Below are 16399 nucleotides of genomic sequence, written 5' to 3' on the forward strand. Positions count from 1 at the left end.
CGGCGGTCAGTCCGCATCGCGATCGCGACGGTCGTCGGCCGCGCGCCAGTCCGCCAGGCTGTCGCTGTGTTTCTTCGGCCGCGGCGCGAACAGGCCCGAGACGGTGCGGCCGAGGCCGCGATTGAGCGCCCGCACGCCGCTGTAGAAGCCGCTGCCGGTACGCTCGCTGCGGCCGAGCAGGCCGGCCAGCGTGCGGTGGACCCCGGCCACGCCCGCGGTGCCGGTATCCACGGCCTGCTCCATGTGCTGCTGGCGACGGCGAAACCGCTGGCGCGACTCCGCGAGCAGACCGGCATCGGCATAGCCGCCCATGAGCACGCGAAATCGCTCCTGGGCGTCGGCGACATCGCGCTCGAGCCGCAGGGCCGCCACCAGCAGCGCGACCAGGCCGAGGCCGACGAGGACCGCGACGATCATGAGCCGGAGGGGTGGAAGATCTCGAGCCGCGCCTCGACCTGCTGCGCGGCGAGCTGGGCCTTCATCTCGCGCGCAACGGTGTCGTAGACCCGGCGCCGGACCATTCGCGGGGCCACCCCCACGAAGGCGGCGCCCCAGCGCGAACGACTGCGCGCCAGCGTCATGGGGTTGATGATGTCCACGATGATGCGGCTGCCGCCGACCTCGCCGAGCAGCGCGGCCAGCTCCTCGTCGGACGACTCCAGCTCGCGGGCGAGCCGGCCGATCTGCGCCTCGAGCGCGTGCAGACGTCGATAGGCACGCCACAGCAGCGCCGTCGCCACCGCGAGCGCGGCGCCGAACAAGAGACTGATCCCAACGAGTAGCGTCATGACGATCTTCTAACCTCGTCAACGTGCAATGGCATGATGCCGCGCTGCAACATGATCGTGCAACCGGAGCCGCGGGCGGCGCGTTACACTCGAGTATGAACCCATGCAGGGCGCCTGCGATGACCGCCGACACCGCCCCCGCCGAGGACATGCCGCTGAGCGGCCGCCGCATCGGCGTGCCCGAATCGCGCCAGCTGGACCTGTTCGCCGACATGCTCGAGCGCCGCGGTGCGGCGGTGCGCCGCTGCCCGCTGGTCGACATCCGCGACACCCCGGACACGGCGGCGGTCACGGCCTGGCTGGACGACGTCATCGCGCACGGTCTCGACGAGATGATCTGGCTCACCGGCGAAGGCCTGCGGCGCCTGCGCAGCTTCGCCGAGCGCGCCGGCCCGCCCTACCCCGAACGCTTCGCCGAGCGGCTGGCGGCCACGCGCGCCATCACCCGCGGGCCCAAGCCCACGCGCGAGCTGCGGGCGATGGGGCTGCGATCCGACATCGCAGCGACCGAGCCGACCACCGCCGGCGTGATCGATGCGCTCGAAGCGGTCGACCTCGCCGGCCATCGCGTCGGCGTGCAGCTCTACGGCAGCGACCCCAACCGGCCGCTGATGGATTTTCTGGCGCGCAAGCAGGCCAACGTGCGCGTGGTCGCGCCCTATGTCTACGCCGACGAGGCCGAGGAACCGCAGGTGTTGGCGTTCATCGACGCCCTCGTCGACGGCGAACTCGACGGCCTGGCCTTCACCAGCTCGCCGCAGGTGCGACGCCTGCTCAAGGTCGCGCGCGGGCAGGGGCGGGAGACCGAACTGATCGCGGCGATGAACGCGCGCTGCGTGGCCGCCGTGGGCCCGCTGGTGGCCGAGCGGCTGCACGACGCCGGGATCGCCGTCACGCTGATGCCCGAATCCAGCTATTTCATGAAACCCCTGGTACGCGCCCTGGTCGAGCACTTCGCCGACTGAGGCCCATCGACAATCACAGCGCCGGCTGTAACATCGACGGGCCGCCCTCAGCCGTCCTCGTCCATGCCGAACAAGCGCTCCCCCCTGTCGCTGGCCGTCGTGCTCGGTCTCGCCGCCCTGGTGCCCTTCGCTGTCGGCGTCTATGTCGCCTGGACCGGGACGTCGCTGGACGCCCGCAGCGCCCTGCGCTGGCTGCTGCCCTATCTGGCGACCGTGGTCGCCTTCATCGGCGGCGTGCAGTGGGGCCGCATGCTCGCCCAGCGCAGCGCCGCACCGCTGGACATGGCGCTGGCGGTCACGCCCGCCCTGATCGCCTGGGGCGCGCTGCTGACCGCCGCGCCCTGGCGCGGCCTGCTGCTGCTGTTCGCGCTGATCGCGGCCTGGCTGATCGACGAACACGGCGCCCGCCAGGGCTGGCAGAAACGCGGCTTCCTGCAGCTGCGGCGCGTGCTGACGCTGGCGGTCGCGCTCTGCGTGATCGCCATGGGCTGGCGCGTGGTTCGTGGCTGAACCGGCGCCGCTGACAGTGGCCACGGACACGGTCGCCGCGGCCGACGGCGGCTGCTGCGCGCTCACGCGGGTCCGCGCCGAGGCCGCTGCGACGCGCGCCCCGGTCGTCATGCTGCCCGGCATGTTCAGCGGCCGGCGCTTCTGGCTGTCCGACGGCGGCGTCGGCCTGGCGGCGTATCTGGCGCGCTGCGGCCACCCGGTGTTCATCGTCCAGCGGCGCGGGCTGTCGGACTCGCCGGCCTGCGCGGGCCGCCCCGGCATGCACGAACACATCGCCCACGACCTGCCCGCGGTCCAGGCGGCCGTGTCCGCGATCGCGGCGCCGCCGGCGTTCTGGGTGGGCCACTCCTTCGGCGGCGTGATGGCCGCCCGGGCCGCGGCCGAACATCTCGATGCCGGACGCGTCGCCGGCCTCGTGCTGTTCGCCAGCCAGTTCGAGGTCGGCAAGCGCATGCTCGACTGGCCCGGCTGCCTGCTGACCCGCGGCGTGGCCCGGCTGCGCGGTCATTTCCCGGCGCGGGCCGCCGGCCTCGGGCCCGAGAACGAACCCGTCGCTGCGATCGAGGATGCGACCGACTGGGTGGTCCGCGGCCGCCGCGAGCCGGCGCTGCGCGCCGCCCTGGCCCGCATCACCGCCCCGGTGCTGGCGATCTCCGGGGCCGCCGACCAGGTGGACCCGAGCATCGGCTGCGAGCGCTTCATCGGCCACTTCGCGAGCCGGGACCGCACGTTCATACGCGCCGGGCGGGGCAACGGCTACGCCCGGGACTACGATCATCCGGGCATCGTGGTCAGCCGCGACGCGCGCCGCGAAATCTGGCCCCGCGTGGCCGACTGGATAGCCGCACGCGACGCATGAGCACGGCTGGTCGCATCGCCCGCGGCCGGCCGTGTCGTGATCGGGCCGCGGCCCGTCGCGATCGATCGAACGCGGTTCAGGCGCCGATCAGGCTCTGGCCGCAGACCCGCAGCACGTTGCCGGAGATGCCGCCGGCGCCGGGCGTGGACAGGAAGGTGATCGCCTCGGCCACGTCGCGCGGTTCGCCGCCCTGGGACAGCGAGGACAGCCGGCGGCCGGCCTCGCGCACGCCGAAGGGCATCTCCGCGGTCATGCGCGTCTCGATGAAGCCCGGCGCGACCGCGTTCACGCAGATGCCGCGGTCGCGCTCGGTCTGCCCGCGGCGTTCGACGAAGCCGATCAGACCGGCCTTGGTCGCGCCGTAGTTGGTCTGGCCGCGGTTGCCGGCGATACCGCCGATCGAGCACAGGCAGGTCACCCGGCCGTGGTCGTTGATCACGCCTTCGGCGCTCAGCAGCTCGTCGACCGCGAGGATCGCCTGCAGGTTGATCGCGACGACCATGTCCCAGTGGTGCTCGGGCATGTTCGCCAGCGTCTTGTCGCGGGTGACGCCGGCGTTGTGGACCACGATGTCCACGCCGCCGAACCGCTCCTTGAAGAAATCGGCGATCCGGCGCGGCGCGTCGTCGGCGGTGATGTCCAGCGCCAGGGCGGTACCGCCGAATCGGGCCACCGTCTCCTCGAGCGTATCGCTGTCCTGGGGAATGTCCAGGCAGACCACGGTCGCGCCCTCGGCGGCCAGGCGTTCGGCGGTCGCCGCGCCGATGCCGCGGGCGCCGCCGGTGACCAGCGCGACCTTGTCCGCCAGCGGCTGGGTGTCGGGCACACGCTCGGGCATGATCCCGGCCCGGGTGACGGTCAGCGGCTGGCCGTCCACATAGGTGCTGTAGTCCGACAGGAAGAAGCGCAGCGGCTCGACGATGCGATCCTCCGCACCGGGCTCCACGTAGAGCATGTTGGCGGTCGAGCCGAGCTTGCCGATCTCCTTGGCCAGCGACCGCACGAAGCCCTCGACCGCGCGCGCCGCGCTCGCGCCGGCGACCGACGTCATCGCTTCGGGCAGGCTGGCGAGCACGACCACGCGGGCGTTGGGCGTGAGCTTGCGCGCGACCGGGTGGAAGAAGTCGTAGAGCGCGCGCAGATCCGCCGCGCCGGCCAGGCCGGTGGCATCGAAGACCAGCGCGTCGTAGCGCTCATCGTCGGCCGGGCTCGGCGTGTCGGCGCGTTCGACCCGCGCGCCGGTGGTCTCGAGCGCGGCCGAGACGCGATCGAAGGCCGCGCTGGCGGCGGTTGCACCCACCAGCACGCGTTGGCCCTCCAGAAAACGCGCCTGATAGGGCGGCTCGGCGCGCGCCAGCGTCTGCGGCGTCGGCAGACCGACGGTGTCGATCACACGGCGCACGGTCGGATTGGCAGCGGCGCGGACTAGATAATCGCTCATGGTGACTCCTCGGGTGCCGGCCGCCGAAAACGACGGCCGCCTGTTTTAGTGCACTGCAACATGTTTGAGTTTAATCCGGCCCAGCGTCAAATAAAAGTCTGAGGCCGTATTTTTCATCAATCCGTCTTTCATGGCCCTCGCCTGCGGGCCTCAGCGCGCCGCCACCACGCCCGGCCTGCACCCGCGCGCCCCGTGTTGTACCATCGCCGGATGACGACAACGCTGACGGCCGCAGTCAACGCGCACGGGCCGCCGCGTCGGAGGCAGGCATGAGCGAAGACGACAATCGGCTGGTCCTCAATTCGCGGGCCCGCGCCATTCTCGACGGGCTGCCGCCGGACGATCGCGAACGCCTCGAACGGCTGATGGAACAGGCCGCAGCCGGCCAGCGGCGCATGCTCGAGACCGCCCTGGAAGACGCCGTACGGATGGTGCCGTCGCCTCTGCGCCGGCGCGTGCAGAAGCTGTTCCTCGGATGAACGATCCGGCCGCGCGCGCCGAGCTGGAAAAGCTCGCCCGCATTCTCGACACCGATACCGCCAGCCTCGCCTTTCTCGACTATCTGGAAGCCGGCCAGCTGCGGACGCTGCGCGAGGGCATCACCGACGCGCTGTTTGAAAAGTTCCGGCCGAGTTTCAGCGGCTTTGCGCGGCTGTCGTCGCTGCTGCCGCTGACGATCAGCGCAAAGATATCCGAACGCGTGCTCGGCCCCATGCTTTCCGGCCGGATCGCCGGGGAGATGCCGCCCGACCGCGCGATCGAACTGTCGTCGCGGCTGTCGGACACCTTTCTCGCCGACACCTGCCTCGAACTCGATCCGGAGCGGGCCAAGCCGATCATCGCCGGCTTTCCGGTGGCGCGCTCGGTGGCGATCACCCGACTGCTGCTCGCACGCGGCGAATACATCACCATGGGCCGCTTCGTCGACGTGCTGCCCGACGAGACGCTGTTCGCGGCCACCGACGCCATCGACAGCGGCGCGGATCTGCTCAAGATCAGTTTCTTCGTCGAGGACAGCCAGCGCCTCGACGCGGTGATCGCGCATCTGGACACCGAACGCCGCCGGGCCGTGATCGACGCCGCCGCGGCCGAGGATCTCTGGCCGGAAGTCATCGCCACCCTGCGGCGCATCGGCCCGGAGGCGCGTCATGCGCTGGCCGAACTCGCGCTGGCACAGCGCGCCGAGATTCTGGACTCGCTCATCCGCGCCGCGGCCGAGCACGACCTGTGGCCGTCGCTGCTGACGATCGGCCGGGAACTGCCGGACGCCTCCGTGGAACGGCTCGCCGACCAGCCCGCCTTCGACGACGCCCGCGTGGTGCGCAGCGTAATCGACTCGGTGGTGGCCAACGATCTGTGGGACGCCCTCCAGACCCAGCTGCCGTTGATGGGCCCGACGCGCTGCGCCCGGCTTCTCGAGGTCGCGGCCACCGAACGCCGGGCCTTTCTCGCCGAGTTCGGCCAGCGGGTCACCGCCGAGGACTCCTGCGCCGACACCCTGCGCGCCGGCTCGGCGCATCTGGCCGCCCCCGTACGCGCCGAGGCCGCGGCCGCCAGCGGCCGTACCACGCTGGCCGGGCTCATCGCCGAGCCGGCCGCGAGCTGAGTCGCTCAGCCGTACTGCGCCTCGACGGCCTCGACCTCGGCGATGTACGCCGCCATCGCCTGTTCCCGCGACTGGCCCTCGACATCCTTCCAGGCCTGCCACTTGTAGCGCTCGACGGGATTGAGCATCCCCGGCTTGCGACCGGTGACGTCGCCGTCGGTCGCCTGCCGGTAGAGGGCGTACATCTTCAGTTTGAAATCGTTGGAGGGTTTGAACGCGCCGTCCGCCGGCGCATGACGCACCTTGTCGACGGCCTCCTGGAATCGGCGCTCCAGATCGGACATGATCACTCTCCTGTGCGGCGGATTGAACGGTCGCCGGACGAGGCCTCGTCCAGGCGCGGGCCCAGCCAGTCGCTGATCGCACGATAGACATCGTCGTGGTGCAGCAGCGCGAAATGATTCATGCCGTAGAAGACGCGGCCGTCCTGATCGCGGGCGACGAAACGCCGGCTGGGGATACGGGCATGGCCGAAGGCGCTGCCGACCGGCACCAGCAGATCGCCGAACCAGCGGCCGAGCGGGTCGTCCTCGCGTCGGCCGAGCGTGGCCGCGACCAGGAAATGGCCGACGTGATCGAGCGGCCGCAGGGCCGGGCTGGCGGTGTAGTCGCCGCCGACGCGCTCGTCCTTCTGCCAGTCCTCGTCTCGCAGATAGCCGTAGCGCAGATCCTTGACCCCGGCGCTGCGGATATCGCCGAGGCGCGCGAACGGCTGAGTGTAGGGCACCCGCGTCAGCGAACGGGTCACGCGGCTGCCGAGCCGTTCCAGCGGCGCACCGAGGTGCGGCGAGCCCAGCAGCACCATGTCCGCCAGCCGCCGCGGCCAGCCGAGACCGGCCTCGTGCGCGTAATGGGCCGCACTTCGGGCGACGAGACCGCCCATGCTATGCCCGATGAGCGTGATCCGTTCGAGTGCCACCGGGTAGGCATCCACCAGCGCCTGCAGCCGAAAGGCCAGATCACGCCCGTTCTCGGAAACATGCCTACCGCTGTTGTAGCGCAGCCGCAGCGCGGTATAGCCGTGATCGCGCGCCAGCCGCTCGCCGAAGTCGGCATGGCCGGCGCGACGCCACTGGCGGTCGTTCATGCCCAGGCCGTGAATGAGCACCACCAGCCGCGGCGACGGCGCGTCGTCGAGGCCGACCGAGAGCCCGTGCCGGGTGAGCGCGATCGGCCGGCCGTCGGCCGCGACGAAATCCATCGGTAGCGCGAGTTCGTTGCCGCTGGCCTCGAGATGATCGCCGACGGCGCCGTTGAGCGCGCTGTGCAGCCCCAGCGACAGCCGCGCCGGTATCTCGCGCTTGCGCGCCGGCACCAGGGTCTCGGCCAGACCGGCGAGCTGGCCGGCACCGGCGAAACTCAGACTCCCGATATCACGCACGCGGCCGTAGACGAAGTCGCTGACCCGGCCGACCGGATGGGCGGCCGGATTGATGCGCCCGATGCTGCGCGTGATCGAGCGATGCACGCCCTGAACGAGGCCCACCGTACCGGTGAAGGCATCGGCGGCGAGCGCAATGCCGCCACGCAGCCAGACCGCGCCCGCGGGCGGGCCCGCGTCGCGGCGATCGACCGGGGGGCGATCCGCGCGCATCAGCCGCGACACCGCCAGGAGATGGTGGCCAGCAGCCGGCCCAGCGCGATCAGGTGGCCGCCGAGGATGGCCTTGCCGCTGACCAGCAGGCCGGCCGAGACCTCGCGCGCCGGATCCGCCCAGCCGAGAATGTTCATGAACCCGAGATGGCCGTAGGCGCGCCCGGTCATCGGCCCGTACAGACCGACCGGATTGGCGCCCAGCATCAGACCCTCGCTGTAGCGCATGGGAATCCTGAGCGTGTGGTCGTAGCGCAGACGATTGGCGGGGCGAGTCGCGCGCCGGATCGTCGCCGGCTGCAGGATCCGCCGGCCGGCGTACACACCGTCGTCGGCCAGCATCTGATAGAAGCGCGACAGTTCCTCGGCCGTGCAATAGAGGTTGCCCGCGGGCACGACGGCGTCCATGAACAGATCGCGGTTGGAAACATCCACGACTTCTTCGAAACCGACGGTCAGCGCCCGACGCGCCACCACCGACAACGGAAAGCGCACCGGCTGGCCGGCGGCGTAGTTGCGCGCGACCCGCGAACGCGAGCGCCCGTCCAGCCCGAAGGTGAAATAGCGCATCCCCAGCGGCCGGCGCAGGCGCGTGTCGAGATACTCGGTCAGCGGCGCGCCGGTCACGCGGCGGATGAGCTCGCCGAGGATGAAGCCGCCGGTGATCGCGTGATAGGCCATCCGCCGGCGGCCCGTCTCGGCCGGGGCCGCGCAGATCAGACGCAGGCATTCGTCCCAGTCGGCCAGCGTCTCCGGGCCGGCGCGACGGCGATCGATGTCGAACATGGGAAAGCCGCCCCGATGCGAGAGCACCTGGGCGATGGTGGTGCGCTGCTTGCCGGCACCGGTGAACTCGGGCAGATAACGCGAGACCCGCGCATCCAGGTCGATGCCGCCCTCCTCGGCCAGCTTGTGCACGAGGATGGCGGTGACGGCCTTGCTCGCGGAGAACAGGCACATGGGCGTGTCCGGCTCGGCCAGCCGCGCGCGCGTTTCCGGCGGCTCGTCCGGCCCGCGGCCGTAGGCGTGGCCCAGCGAACGGTTGAGCACGATCCGCCCCCGCCGGCGCAGACAGAAGGTGATCGCCGGATAGGCGCCACTGCGGTAGAGCCCGCGCACGCCCTCCCAGACCGACTCGACCGCGGCCGGCGACAGGCCGGCCTGCGCGGGATCGACTTCGGCCGCCCGATCGATACCCGTGATCGCGTCGAGCGAGCCGGCGGGCACATCCACCCGATGCGCACCGAGCAGCGTCCGGCTCATGAGGCCTGCCGCAGGTCGACCGGTCGGCCTTCGGCTCGACGCGTGTCTTCGGAGAGCGGATTGGCCAGGTATTCCTTGCTGAAGTCGTCGGTCAGCAGCACGTCGTAGCGCATGCGGTCGTACTCGCGGATCGCCTCGACCTGCCCGGCGTCGAGCACGCCGCGCTCGAGCGCGCTGGCCAGCTGCGCCTCGACGCTTTCGCCCTCGATCTCGCCGTGCTTGGCCGCGCGCAGGAACTCGCTGTAGACGTCGTCGATGGCCTGGAGCTTCTCGTAGGCACCGATCAGCCGGCCGGTGGGGTCGTTCTCGCCCCGGCCGATATAGATGTCGTAGGTCATGCGGCGTCCGAATTCGGAATCGAGTTTCATGCCGAGCATCATGCGGCATAGCGCGCTGTTGGTGGCATCGCTGGGGCCGTGGAAGCGGCGTCCGCGCGGCAGGGCGACGCATTTGAGGAGCGGCCGGGCGGCCTTGACCGGGTAATTGCGCACGAATTCGTGCAGGGCCTGCTCGATCTCGTGCAGGTGATATTCCATCGCCCAGCGCGCATGGACCTTGTCCTCCTCGGTGCCACCGTTGACCTCGAAGCCCTTGAGCGTGGCCGAGGCCATGTACAGATGCGACAGCACGTCGCCGAGACGCGCCGAGGTGGATTCCCTGAGCTTGAGCGCGCCGCCGAGCGTGCCCATGGCGAGATCCGAACAGAACGCCAGGGCCGCGGAGAAACGCTCCATGTGCTTGTAGTAGACCGTCATCTCGTTGTTCACCGGCGCCCTAGCGAGCTTCGCATTCGTCAGACCCAGCGTGAAGGCCCGCACCATGCGGTTCACCGAATAGCCGATATGCGAGAACAGCAGACGGTCGAACTCGACCAGCCCGGCGCTGAAGTCCGGATTGTGGGCGGCCTCCATCTCGCTGTAGACGTAGGGATGACAGCGGATCGCGCCCTGGCCGAAGACCATGAGGCTGCGCGTCATCACGTTCGCGCCCTCGACGGTTATCGCCACCGGCAGCGCCTGATAGGCCGCGGCCAAGTAGTTGCGCGGGCCCATGATGATGCCGCGCCCGGAATGGATATCCATCGAGTGGTTGATGACCGTGCGCATCATCTCGGTGGAGTGGTACTTGATCATCGCGGTGACCACCGCCGGGGTGCAGTGATCCACGCCGGAGGCGGTAAGATTGCGCACGTTCTCGAGGATATAGGCATAGCCGCCGATCACGCCCAGGCCTTCCTGCACGCCCTCGAAGTTGCCGATCTCGGTGCCGAACTGGCGCCGGATGCGCGAATACGCCGAGGTGATGCCGTACATGCCCTTGCCGGTGGCGGTCGACAGTGCCGGCAGCGACACGCCGCGCCCCGCCGACAGGCATTCGAAGAGCATGCGCCAGCCGTTGCCGGCCTGCTTGGGCCCGCCGATGATGGCATCGATCGGCACGAACACGTCCCTGCCCTCGATCGGCCCGTTCATGAAGGCGTTGCCCGGATAGCTGCGGCGGCCGATGTTCACGCCGGGCGTGTCGGTGGCCAGCAGCGCACAGGTGATGCCGTAGTCCACGGTGTCGGGATCGCCGAGCAGACCGTCCGGATCCTTGAGCCTGAAGGCCAGGCCCATGAGCGTGGCCACCGGCGCCAGGGTGATATAGCGCTTGTTGAAGGTCAGCGACAGCCCGAGCACCTCCTCGCCGTCGACGCTGCGCTTACAGACCACGCCGGTGTCCGGCATCTTGGCCGCGTCCGAGCCGACCTCCACGCCGGTGAGCGCGAAGCACGGCAGCTCCCGGCCGGAGGCCAGCCCCGGCAGCCACTTGTCCTGCTGCTCTTTGGTGCCGTAATGCACCAGCAGCTCGCCCGGGCCGAGCGAGTTGGGCACCATCACGGTCACCGCGGCGGCGATCGAGCGCGTCGCGATCTTGGCGACCACGCAGGACTGGCCGTAGGCCGAGAAACCCAGACCGCCGTGTTCCTTGGGAATCAGCATCGACAGAAAGCCGGCGTTGCGGATGTATTCCCAGGCCTCTTCCGGCAGATCCTTGAGCTCGAAGTTGACCTGCCAGTCGTCGAGCATGGTGCACAGCTGCTCGGTCTCGTTGTCGAGAAAGGCCTGTTCGCGCTCGCTCAGGCGGGTGAGCTGGAAATCGAGCAGCTGCTGCCAGTCGGGGCGACCGCGGAACAGCTCGGCCTCCCACCAGACGTCGCCGGCCTCCAGCGCCTGCTGCTCGGTCTGCCCCATCTCCGGCAGGATCTTGCGAAAGATGCCGTAGAGACGATGGGTGAGCACACGCCGGCGCAGCGGCACGATGTTGAACAGTGCGAGCCCCAGCCCCAGTACCAGGGCGGTGATCACGAACCCGACCGGGCCGATCAGACCGGTCGCGGCCAGGGCCACGACCACCGCCGCAGTCACGCCGGTGAACACCGCGAGCGACACGCCGCGGTAGAGCAATGTCCAATAGAGTCCGAGCAGCAGAAGCGCGATGATAGAGCCTGTCATGGCGGCCTCGAGTCCAGCGGGTTGCCGATGGCGGAACCGTCCCCATGTCAAGGGTACGACCGACAACATCTATTTTCAAAAATACGAGTTTTCAGATAATACCAAGCCCCTACGAGGCGTCAACAGGGATGAATCCGTGACAGACACTCGACAGAACTCTCCGGGCAAGCGCCAGCGGCGGCGCGGCTATCGCGGCCTGTCGGCCGAGGAACTGCGTGCCCAGCGCCATGACCGGCTGATCGCCGCCGGCATCGAACTCTTCGGCGAGCGCGGCTATGCCGCCACGCCGATCGAGGCGGTCTGCTCCCACGCCAAGGTCTCCACCCGGCATTTCTACGAGCAGTTCGAAGGCCGGGAATCCATCCTCCACGCCGTACACGGCTTCCTGGTCGCGCGCATGGAGGAGATCATCCGCACGGCGCTGACCGAGCCGCGTACCCCGCTGACCCAGCGGGTGGCGGACACGATCGAATCCGCGATCTTCTTTCTACTGGAGGATCCGCGGCGCGGCCGCATCCTCTGCATCGAGGCCGTCGGCGTTTCCGAGGTCATGGAGAAGAAACGCCGGCAGATGACCCATGATCTGGCCGACATCATCCAGCGCTACGCCGATCTGATGGCCGAGAACGGCATGCTCCCGGCCCGCGACTATCACCTGCCGGCGATCGCCCTGGTGGGCATGTTCAACGAACTGGTGGCCGAGTGGCTCAACGAGGGCACCGGCCTGTCGGACCGGGAAATGGCGCGCGAAGCCAAGATCCTGTTCCGCGCCATGATCTTCGGCGCCCAGCACTACGAACCCACCGAAGGCGCCCACGATCCGCTGGACCGGCAGGCGCCCGCCGGGGACTGACCCCGACCGGTCTGCGCCACGCCGAGCTCAGAGGGCCAGGTCACCGGCCTCGAGCGCGCGGCGCGTCTCGTCGTCGAGGCGGGCGTAGCGCTCGGCGCCGGCGACGAGCACGTAGACCGGCTCGCCGTCCTCGGGGGCGTAGGCCTGCTTCTTGAGTTCGACCTTGCGGTATTTCATCGTCCCGGTGACCTCCTGCTCGGGCCGCGGCCGGATGAACACCGGGATCGCATAGCCCGGCAGCTCCTCGCGCAGGTGCGCCACGAGGCCCGCCCAGTCGATATCCGCGATGTCGTTCGCCGGCGTGATCGCGGCCATGCCCGCGCGCCCGTCGTTATGCGGCACCTCGACGCCGTAGACCACCGATTCCTCGATCGCCGGATGGGCGTTGAGCGCGTTCTCGACCTGGGTGGTGGCCACGTTCTCGCCCTTCCAGCGAAAGGTGTCGCCGAGGCGGTCGACGAAGGCGATGTGGCGCATGCCCTGGCGGCGCACCAGATCGCCGGTGTTGAAGTAGCAGTCGTCCTTTTTGAACACGCCGCGAAAGAGCTTTGCCTCGCTCGCTCGGCGGTCGGTGTAGCCCTCGAACGGCGCGAAGTCCGTGACCTTGTTGAGCAACAGACCGACCTCGCCCTTGCCGACCTCACGCATGCGCCCACGCTCGTCGCTGACCGGCGCCTCGGTCTCGGGGTCATAGTCCACCACCGCGAACGGCAGCGGACAGAAGCCCGCGGTGCGATCCATGTTGAAGCCGTTGACGAAGATCAGATTGCCTTCGCTGGCACCGTAGAACTCGCAGATGCGCTCGATGCCGAAACGTGACTTGAACGCGTCCCAGATATCAGGCCGCAGACCGTTGCCGATGACCGCCCGCACCGCGTGATCGCGGTCGTCGGCGCTCGGCTCGGCGGCGAGCAGATAACGGCACAGCTCGCCGATGTAGCAAAACACCGTGGCCTGATGGCGGCGCACGTCGGGCCAGAAGTTCGACACGCTGAACTTCGGCGCCAGCGCGAAGGTGGCCCCGGCGCACAGCACCGACGACCACGACACCGTCAGCGCGTTGTTGTGATACAGCGGCAGCGGACAATAGAAGCGATCCGCCGGCGTCAGCCGCAGGCCGGCCAGGCCCATCGCCGCGCCGCCGCGCAGCCAGCGCGCATGACTCATCCGCGAGGCCTTGGGCATGCCGGTCGTGCCGGAGGTGAAGATATAGAAGCAGGTGGCGTCGCGGCTGACGGCGGCGGCGTCGTCGAGGTTGCCGGCGGCGCGATTGCGGGCTTCCGCGAGAAAGTCGCGACAGCCGGCCGGCGGCATGCGCAGGTCGCCGCCGGGGACGAACCAGACCGGGTCCAGCCCGGCCACGCGCGGGTCATCGCGGATCGCGTCGAAGGCAGCGTACAGCTCGCCGCCGACGAGCAGGGCCCGCGGTTCGACCGTGCCCAGGCTGTGGGCGAGCACATCGCCCCGCTGCTTGGTGTTGCACATGGCCGCGGCGGCGCCGAGCTTGGCCAGGGCCGCGACCGCGATCAACGCCTCCGGCCGATTGTCGAGCAGCACGCCGACGACGTCCCCGGCGCCGATGCCCCCGGCCTTGAAGGTGCGCGCATAGCGGTTGGCCAGCGCATTGAACTGGGCGTAGGTCCAGCGCTGGCCCTCGAAGGTGAGCGCCGGATGCTCGGGCCGCCGGCCCGCATGCGCCTCGAGCAGCGTCGCGATCGTCATCCGATCCCGGAACTTCGACTGCAGCAGCAGCCCGGCCCCCTTGAGCAGGCGGTCCGCGCCGCGCAGCTTGTCCGGCGTGGGCTTGAGCACATCCCAGACGTTCAGCGTGTCGCGCTCGGCTTCGGCCATGGGCCTCTCCTCCATCGGTTCTGTCAGCATCCTGTCAGCAGTTGCCGTCTCATCCGGCACTGACAAGGAGCATATCAGCGCACGGCCGGCGTGCCCTCCTCGCGTGCCGGCGGGGTCGGCCTGCAGTCCTGCCACAGCGCCAGGCCATAGGCGCTCAGGTGCACCGACTGCCGCTGCAGGCGCGGATAGAGTTTGAGTTCGCGGCGCACGTGATCCATGGTCCGACGAATCTGGGTGTCGGCAAGCAGCAGTTCGTACTGATCGCTCAGCCGCTCGTCCTCGGGCCCGATCTGGAACACGCCGAGCGCCAGCAGCTCGGTCATGTACTGCGGCACGTACTCGCGCAGCAGCACGCCGGCGTCGCGGCCCAGCGAGCTGGCGTTGGTGAGTACGTTCACGCTCACCGGTCCGGCCGGCAGCCGGCCGGCGGCGACATGACACAGCGGCGCGATCTCGCGCTCGGCCAGCAGTGCCAGCATCGCGACCTGATCGGGGACCAGCCGCGACAGCGTCTGCCGATAGAGTTGGATGCGCGCCGCGTCCGGATCCACGCTGCGGGAGGCCGCGAGCAGGTCGGCCATCATCTCGGCCGGTTCGCTCAGCTCGGGATGATCGCGGGCGACGCGCGCCCGATCGGTCGCCCCCGCCTCCATCGCGTCGAGGCGCTGCTTGAGCTCGGTGAGCGCCCAGCTCTCGGCGTCGTGAAACCGGCGCACGGCCGAGCCGGTCACCGGCCATTCCTCGGCCGCGCGGGCGGCCTGCCGCAGCATCTGCAGCGGCCGGGGCGTGCGCGGGCGCAGATTCTTCCTGGTTGCCATGGCGATACTCGCTCTCGGTTGCGGCGCGCGCCGCGACAAGCCCGGCATCGTGCCGGACGGGACCGGTCCGGCGCCAGCAGGCCGATCAGCCGAAGCCGGGCAGGCTGCCGAAACGCTCGGTGAACACACTGGAGAACAGCACGACGAGCTGGAACCAGCCGACCATCAGCCCGAGCGCGGCGCCGACCGCGATCAGGATCCACTCGTCCTCCTCGAAGGCCGGACGCAGCATGCCTTCGAACTGGCGCGGCGTGAGCTGCTGCAGCCGTGAGACCAGCGTGTCCTGGATCGCCATCGCGTTCTCGGCATAGCCGGTCATGTGCGACAGCGTTCCCGGCATGCGCGCGACCACCTCGCGCACGGCCTCGGCCTTGATGCGTTCGTAGTCCGCGCTGCCCAGCGTCCAGGTCACGAACGGGCGCGCCACGCTCGCGCTGTCGTCGATGGCGTGTTCGACCTCGCGCCGGACGAGCTCGAACAACTTCTCGGCGTAGGGGCCGGTGAGGATCTCCTCGAGGATGTTGGCCGGCGTGAGGATCTGGGTGGCCACGAGGCTGCCGTAGTCGGCCGCGACCTCGCCCTGGCGCTTGAAGAACAGCCCCTGGATCCGGAACGGGCCGATGCGGATCGGATTCTTCGGGTTGAAGATCATCTTCAGTGCCAGCCAGTTGGTGGCCCAGCCCACGAGCAGGCCGAACGCCGGCAGCAGCCACCAGGGCTGGAAGAACATCCAGATCAGCATCTGCACGAGGCCGAAGGCGAAGCCGAAATAGGCGCCCGAACGGCCGATGAACACGAATTCGGCGCGCCCGGTCTCGAGGAAGATGCGGTTGAGCAGGTGTTTCTCGCGCACCAGCACGCGGGTGATCATGCCCTTGAGATCGAACATGTAGCGCACGTTGGTGCGCACCTCGGTCATCAGTTCGCGGATGATCGCCGGGGCCTGGGCCCGCACCCGGTGCTTGATCCGGCTGCGCACCACCTGCGGCAGCGCCTCCCAGAGCCCCGGGTGATGACGGCGCATGACGCTGTCGGTGATCTCGTCGGTGAGCTCGATCATCGGGCGTTCGAGCTCGGCGGCCACGCGCTCCGGGTCCAGCCGGCCGAAGATCTCGGCCTCCGTGATCAGGGACTCGGTGATGGTGTCCACGGCGATGCCGGTCATCTTCGAGGCCTTGCGGGGCACGATGCCCTGCCAGCCCAGATACGGCTTCCAGAGACCGACGAAGTGGAGCGGATGGAACATCATCCGGATCGCGACCACGTTGGTCACGTAGCCGACGATCGCGCTGATCACCGGCATGGACAGATACTTCCAGGTATCGATGCTCAGATAGAGAAAATGTCCGTCCATGGC

General features: G+C 69.5%; 16 protein-coding genes. 6 read left to right on the plus strand and 10 right to left on the minus strand.

Features of this window, described 5'->3' with window-relative positions; all coding sequences use genetic code 11:
• Positions 1–6 precede the first annotated feature (6 nt).
• Both SAHL_RS06320 and SAHL_RS06325 read right to left on the minus strand, forming a co-directional pair.
• Positions 7–417: a hypothetical protein gene (locus SAHL_RS06320; RefSeq protein ID WP_123590560.1), complete on the minus strand. Its 411-nt coding sequence runs from the start codon at positions 415–417 to the stop codon at positions 7–9.
• Positions 414–788: a hypothetical protein gene (locus SAHL_RS06325; RefSeq protein WP_123590561.1), complete on the minus strand. Its 375-nt coding sequence runs from the start codon at positions 786–788 to the stop codon at positions 414–416. Before SAHL_RS06325 ends, SAHL_RS06320 begins: the two co-directional genes overlap by 4 nt.
• Positions 789–907: 119 nt before the next feature.
• Here SAHL_RS06325 and SAHL_RS06330 point away from each other — a divergent pair, with 119 nt between their 5' ends.
• The 3 genes from SAHL_RS06330 to SAHL_RS06340 all read left to right on the plus strand — a co-directional run bounded on the left by SAHL_RS06330 (position 908) and on the right by SAHL_RS06340 (position 3122).
• The gene (locus SAHL_RS06330; RefSeq protein ID WP_123590562.1) at positions 908–1753 is read left to right on the plus strand and encodes a uroporphyrinogen-III synthase; all 846 of its coding nucleotides are present in this window, start codon (positions 908–910) and stop codon (positions 1751–1753) included.
• Positions 1754–1816: 63 nt separating this feature from the next.
• Complete coding sequence (locus tag SAHL_RS06335) at positions 1817–2263, plus strand: DUF3429 domain-containing protein (RefSeq protein WP_123590563.1); 447 nt, start codon at positions 1817–1819, stop codon at positions 2261–2263.
• Entirely contained in the window at positions 2256–3122 is an 867-nt protein-coding gene (locus SAHL_RS06340; protein WP_245968415.1) for an alpha/beta fold hydrolase, read from the plus strand. The genes SAHL_RS06335 and SAHL_RS06340 overlap by 8 nt, the downstream gene beginning before the upstream one ends.
• Positions 3123–3198: 76 nt before the next feature.
• On the opposite strand, the gene SAHL_RS06345 is transcribed toward SAHL_RS06340, so the two are convergent.
• A complete protein-coding gene (locus SAHL_RS06345; RefSeq protein ID WP_123590564.1) occupies positions 3199–4563 on the minus strand; it encodes a 3-oxoacyl-ACP reductase in 1365 nt (454 codons plus the stop codon).
• Positions 4564–4832: 269 nt separating this feature from the next.
• Here SAHL_RS06345 and SAHL_RS06350 point away from each other — a divergent pair, with 269 nt between their 5' ends.
• Both SAHL_RS06350 and SAHL_RS06355 read left to right on the plus strand, forming a co-directional pair.
• On the plus strand, positions 4833–5042 hold the full coding sequence (locus SAHL_RS06350; protein ID WP_123590565.1) for a hypothetical protein: 210 nt from the start codon (positions 4833–4835) through the stop codon (positions 5040–5042).
• Complete coding sequence (locus SAHL_RS06355) at positions 5039–6169, plus strand: hypothetical protein (RefSeq protein ID WP_123590566.1); 1131 nt, start codon at positions 5039–5041, stop codon at positions 6167–6169. Before SAHL_RS06350 ends, SAHL_RS06355 begins: the two co-directional genes overlap by 4 nt.
• A gap of 5 nt (positions 6170–6174) precedes the next feature.
• Here SAHL_RS06355 and SAHL_RS06360 read toward each other — a convergent pair whose 3' ends face one another.
• The 4 genes from SAHL_RS06360 to SAHL_RS06375 are packed head-to-tail and all read right to left on the minus strand — an operon-like array spanning position 6175 to position 11520.
• Positions 6175–6453 (minus strand): acyl-CoA-binding protein, encoded by a 279-nt coding sequence (locus SAHL_RS06360; RefSeq protein ID WP_123590567.1) that lies wholly within the window; start codon positions 6451–6453, stop codon positions 6175–6177.
• Positions 6454–6455: 2 nt separating this feature from the next.
• Positions 6456–7763, minus strand: coding sequence for an alpha/beta hydrolase (locus SAHL_RS06365; RefSeq protein WP_123590586.1), 1308 nt, complete (start codon positions 7761–7763; stop codon positions 6456–6458).
• Entirely contained in the window at positions 7763–9025 is a 1263-nt protein-coding gene (locus tag SAHL_RS06370) for a serine hydrolase domain-containing protein (protein ID WP_123590568.1), read from the minus strand. The genes SAHL_RS06365 and SAHL_RS06370 overlap by 1 nt, the downstream gene beginning before the upstream one ends.
• Positions 9022–11520, minus strand: coding sequence for an acyl-CoA dehydrogenase (locus SAHL_RS06375; RefSeq protein WP_123590569.1), 2499 nt, complete (start codon positions 11518–11520; stop codon positions 9022–9024). The genes SAHL_RS06370 and SAHL_RS06375 overlap by 4 nt, the downstream gene beginning before the upstream one ends.
• A gap of 136 nt (positions 11521–11656) precedes the next feature.
• On the opposite strand from SAHL_RS06375, the gene SAHL_RS06380 reads away from it, so the two are divergent.
• Positions 11657–12373, plus strand: a complete 717-nt coding sequence (locus SAHL_RS06380; protein WP_245965381.1) for a TetR/AcrR family transcriptional regulator — start codon at positions 11657–11659, stop codon at positions 12371–12373.
• A 27-nt stretch (positions 12374–12400) separates the two neighbouring features.
• Here the strand turns inward: SAHL_RS06380 and SAHL_RS06385 are convergent, their stop codons facing one another.
• The 3 genes from SAHL_RS06385 to SAHL_RS06395 form a co-directional block, all read right to left on the minus strand.
• The gene (locus tag SAHL_RS06385; RefSeq protein WP_123590570.1) at positions 12401–14224 is read right to left on the minus strand and encodes a long-chain-acyl-CoA synthetase; all 1824 of its coding nucleotides are present in this window, start codon (positions 14222–14224) and stop codon (positions 12401–12403) included.
• Positions 14225–14298: 74 nt separating this feature from the next.
• Positions 14299–15042, minus strand: a complete 744-nt coding sequence (locus SAHL_RS06390; protein WP_123590571.1) for an Abi-alpha family protein — start codon at positions 15040–15042, stop codon at positions 14299–14301.
• 85 nt (positions 15043–15127) lie between these two features.
• Positions 15128–16396 (minus strand): DUF445 domain-containing protein, encoded by a 1269-nt coding sequence (locus SAHL_RS06395; RefSeq protein ID WP_123590572.1) that lies wholly within the window; start codon positions 16394–16396, stop codon positions 15128–15130.
• Positions 16397–16399 lie beyond the last annotated feature (3 nt).

This window comes from Salinisphaera orenii subsp. halophila YIM 95161, assembly GCF_003732545.1.
Classification (GTDB): Bacteria; Pseudomonadota; Gammaproteobacteria; order Nevskiales; family Salinisphaeraceae; genus Salinisphaera; species Salinisphaera orenii_A.

What these genes read in the sequence shown, in the direction of transcription:
- SAHL_RS06320 (WP_123590560.1), bottom strand. Translation starts at nt 417, where the DNA reads ATGATCGTCGCGGTCCTCGTCGGCCTCGGCCTGGTCGCGCTGCTGGTG.
- SAHL_RS06325 (WP_123590561.1), bottom strand. Translation starts at nt 788, where the DNA reads ATGACGCTACTCGTTGGGATCAGTCTCTTGTTCGGCGCCGCGCTCGCG.
- SAHL_RS06330 (WP_123590562.1), top strand. Translation starts at nt 908, where the DNA reads ATGACCGCCGACACCGCCCCCGCCGAGGACATGCCGCTGAGCGGCCGC.
- SAHL_RS06335 (WP_123590563.1), top strand. Translation starts at nt 1,817, where the DNA reads ATGCCGAACAAGCGCTCCCCCCTGTCGCTGGCCGTCGTGCTCGGTCTC.
- SAHL_RS06345 (WP_123590564.1), bottom strand. Translation starts at nt 4,563, where the DNA reads ATGAGCGATTATCTAGTCCGCGCCGCTGCCAATCCGACCGTGCGCCGT.
- SAHL_RS06350 (WP_123590565.1), top strand. Translation starts at nt 4,833, where the DNA reads ATGAGCGAAGACGACAATCGGCTGGTCCTCAATTCGCGGGCCCGCGCC.
- SAHL_RS06355 (WP_123590566.1), top strand. Translation starts at nt 5,039, where the DNA reads ATGAACGATCCGGCCGCGCGCGCCGAGCTGGAAAAGCTCGCCCGCATT.
- SAHL_RS06360 (WP_123590567.1), bottom strand. Translation starts at nt 6,453, where the DNA reads ATGTCCGATCTGGAGCGCCGATTCCAGGAGGCCGTCGACAAGGTGCGT.
- SAHL_RS06365 (WP_123590586.1), bottom strand. Translation starts at nt 7,763, where the DNA reads ATGCGCGCGGATCGCCCCCCGGTCGATCGCCGCGACGCGGGCCCGCCC.
- SAHL_RS06370 (WP_123590568.1), bottom strand. Translation starts at nt 9,025, where the DNA reads ATGAGCCGGACGCTGCTCGGTGCGCATCGGGTGGATGTGCCCGCCGGC.
- SAHL_RS06375 (WP_123590569.1), bottom strand. Translation starts at nt 11,520, where the DNA reads ATGACAGGCTCTATCATCGCGCTTCTGCTGCTCGGACTCTATTGGACA.
- SAHL_RS06385 (WP_123590570.1), bottom strand. Translation starts at nt 14,224, where the DNA reads ATGGCCGAAGCCGAGCGCGACACGCTGAACGTCTGGGATGTGCTCAAG.
- SAHL_RS06390 (WP_123590571.1), bottom strand. Translation starts at nt 15,042, where the DNA reads ATGGCAACCAGGAAGAATCTGCGCCCGCGCACGCCCCGGCCGCTGCAG.
- SAHL_RS06395 (WP_123590572.1), bottom strand. Translation starts at nt 16,396, where the DNA reads ATGGACGGACATTTTCTCTATCTGAGCATCGATACCTGGAAGTATCTG.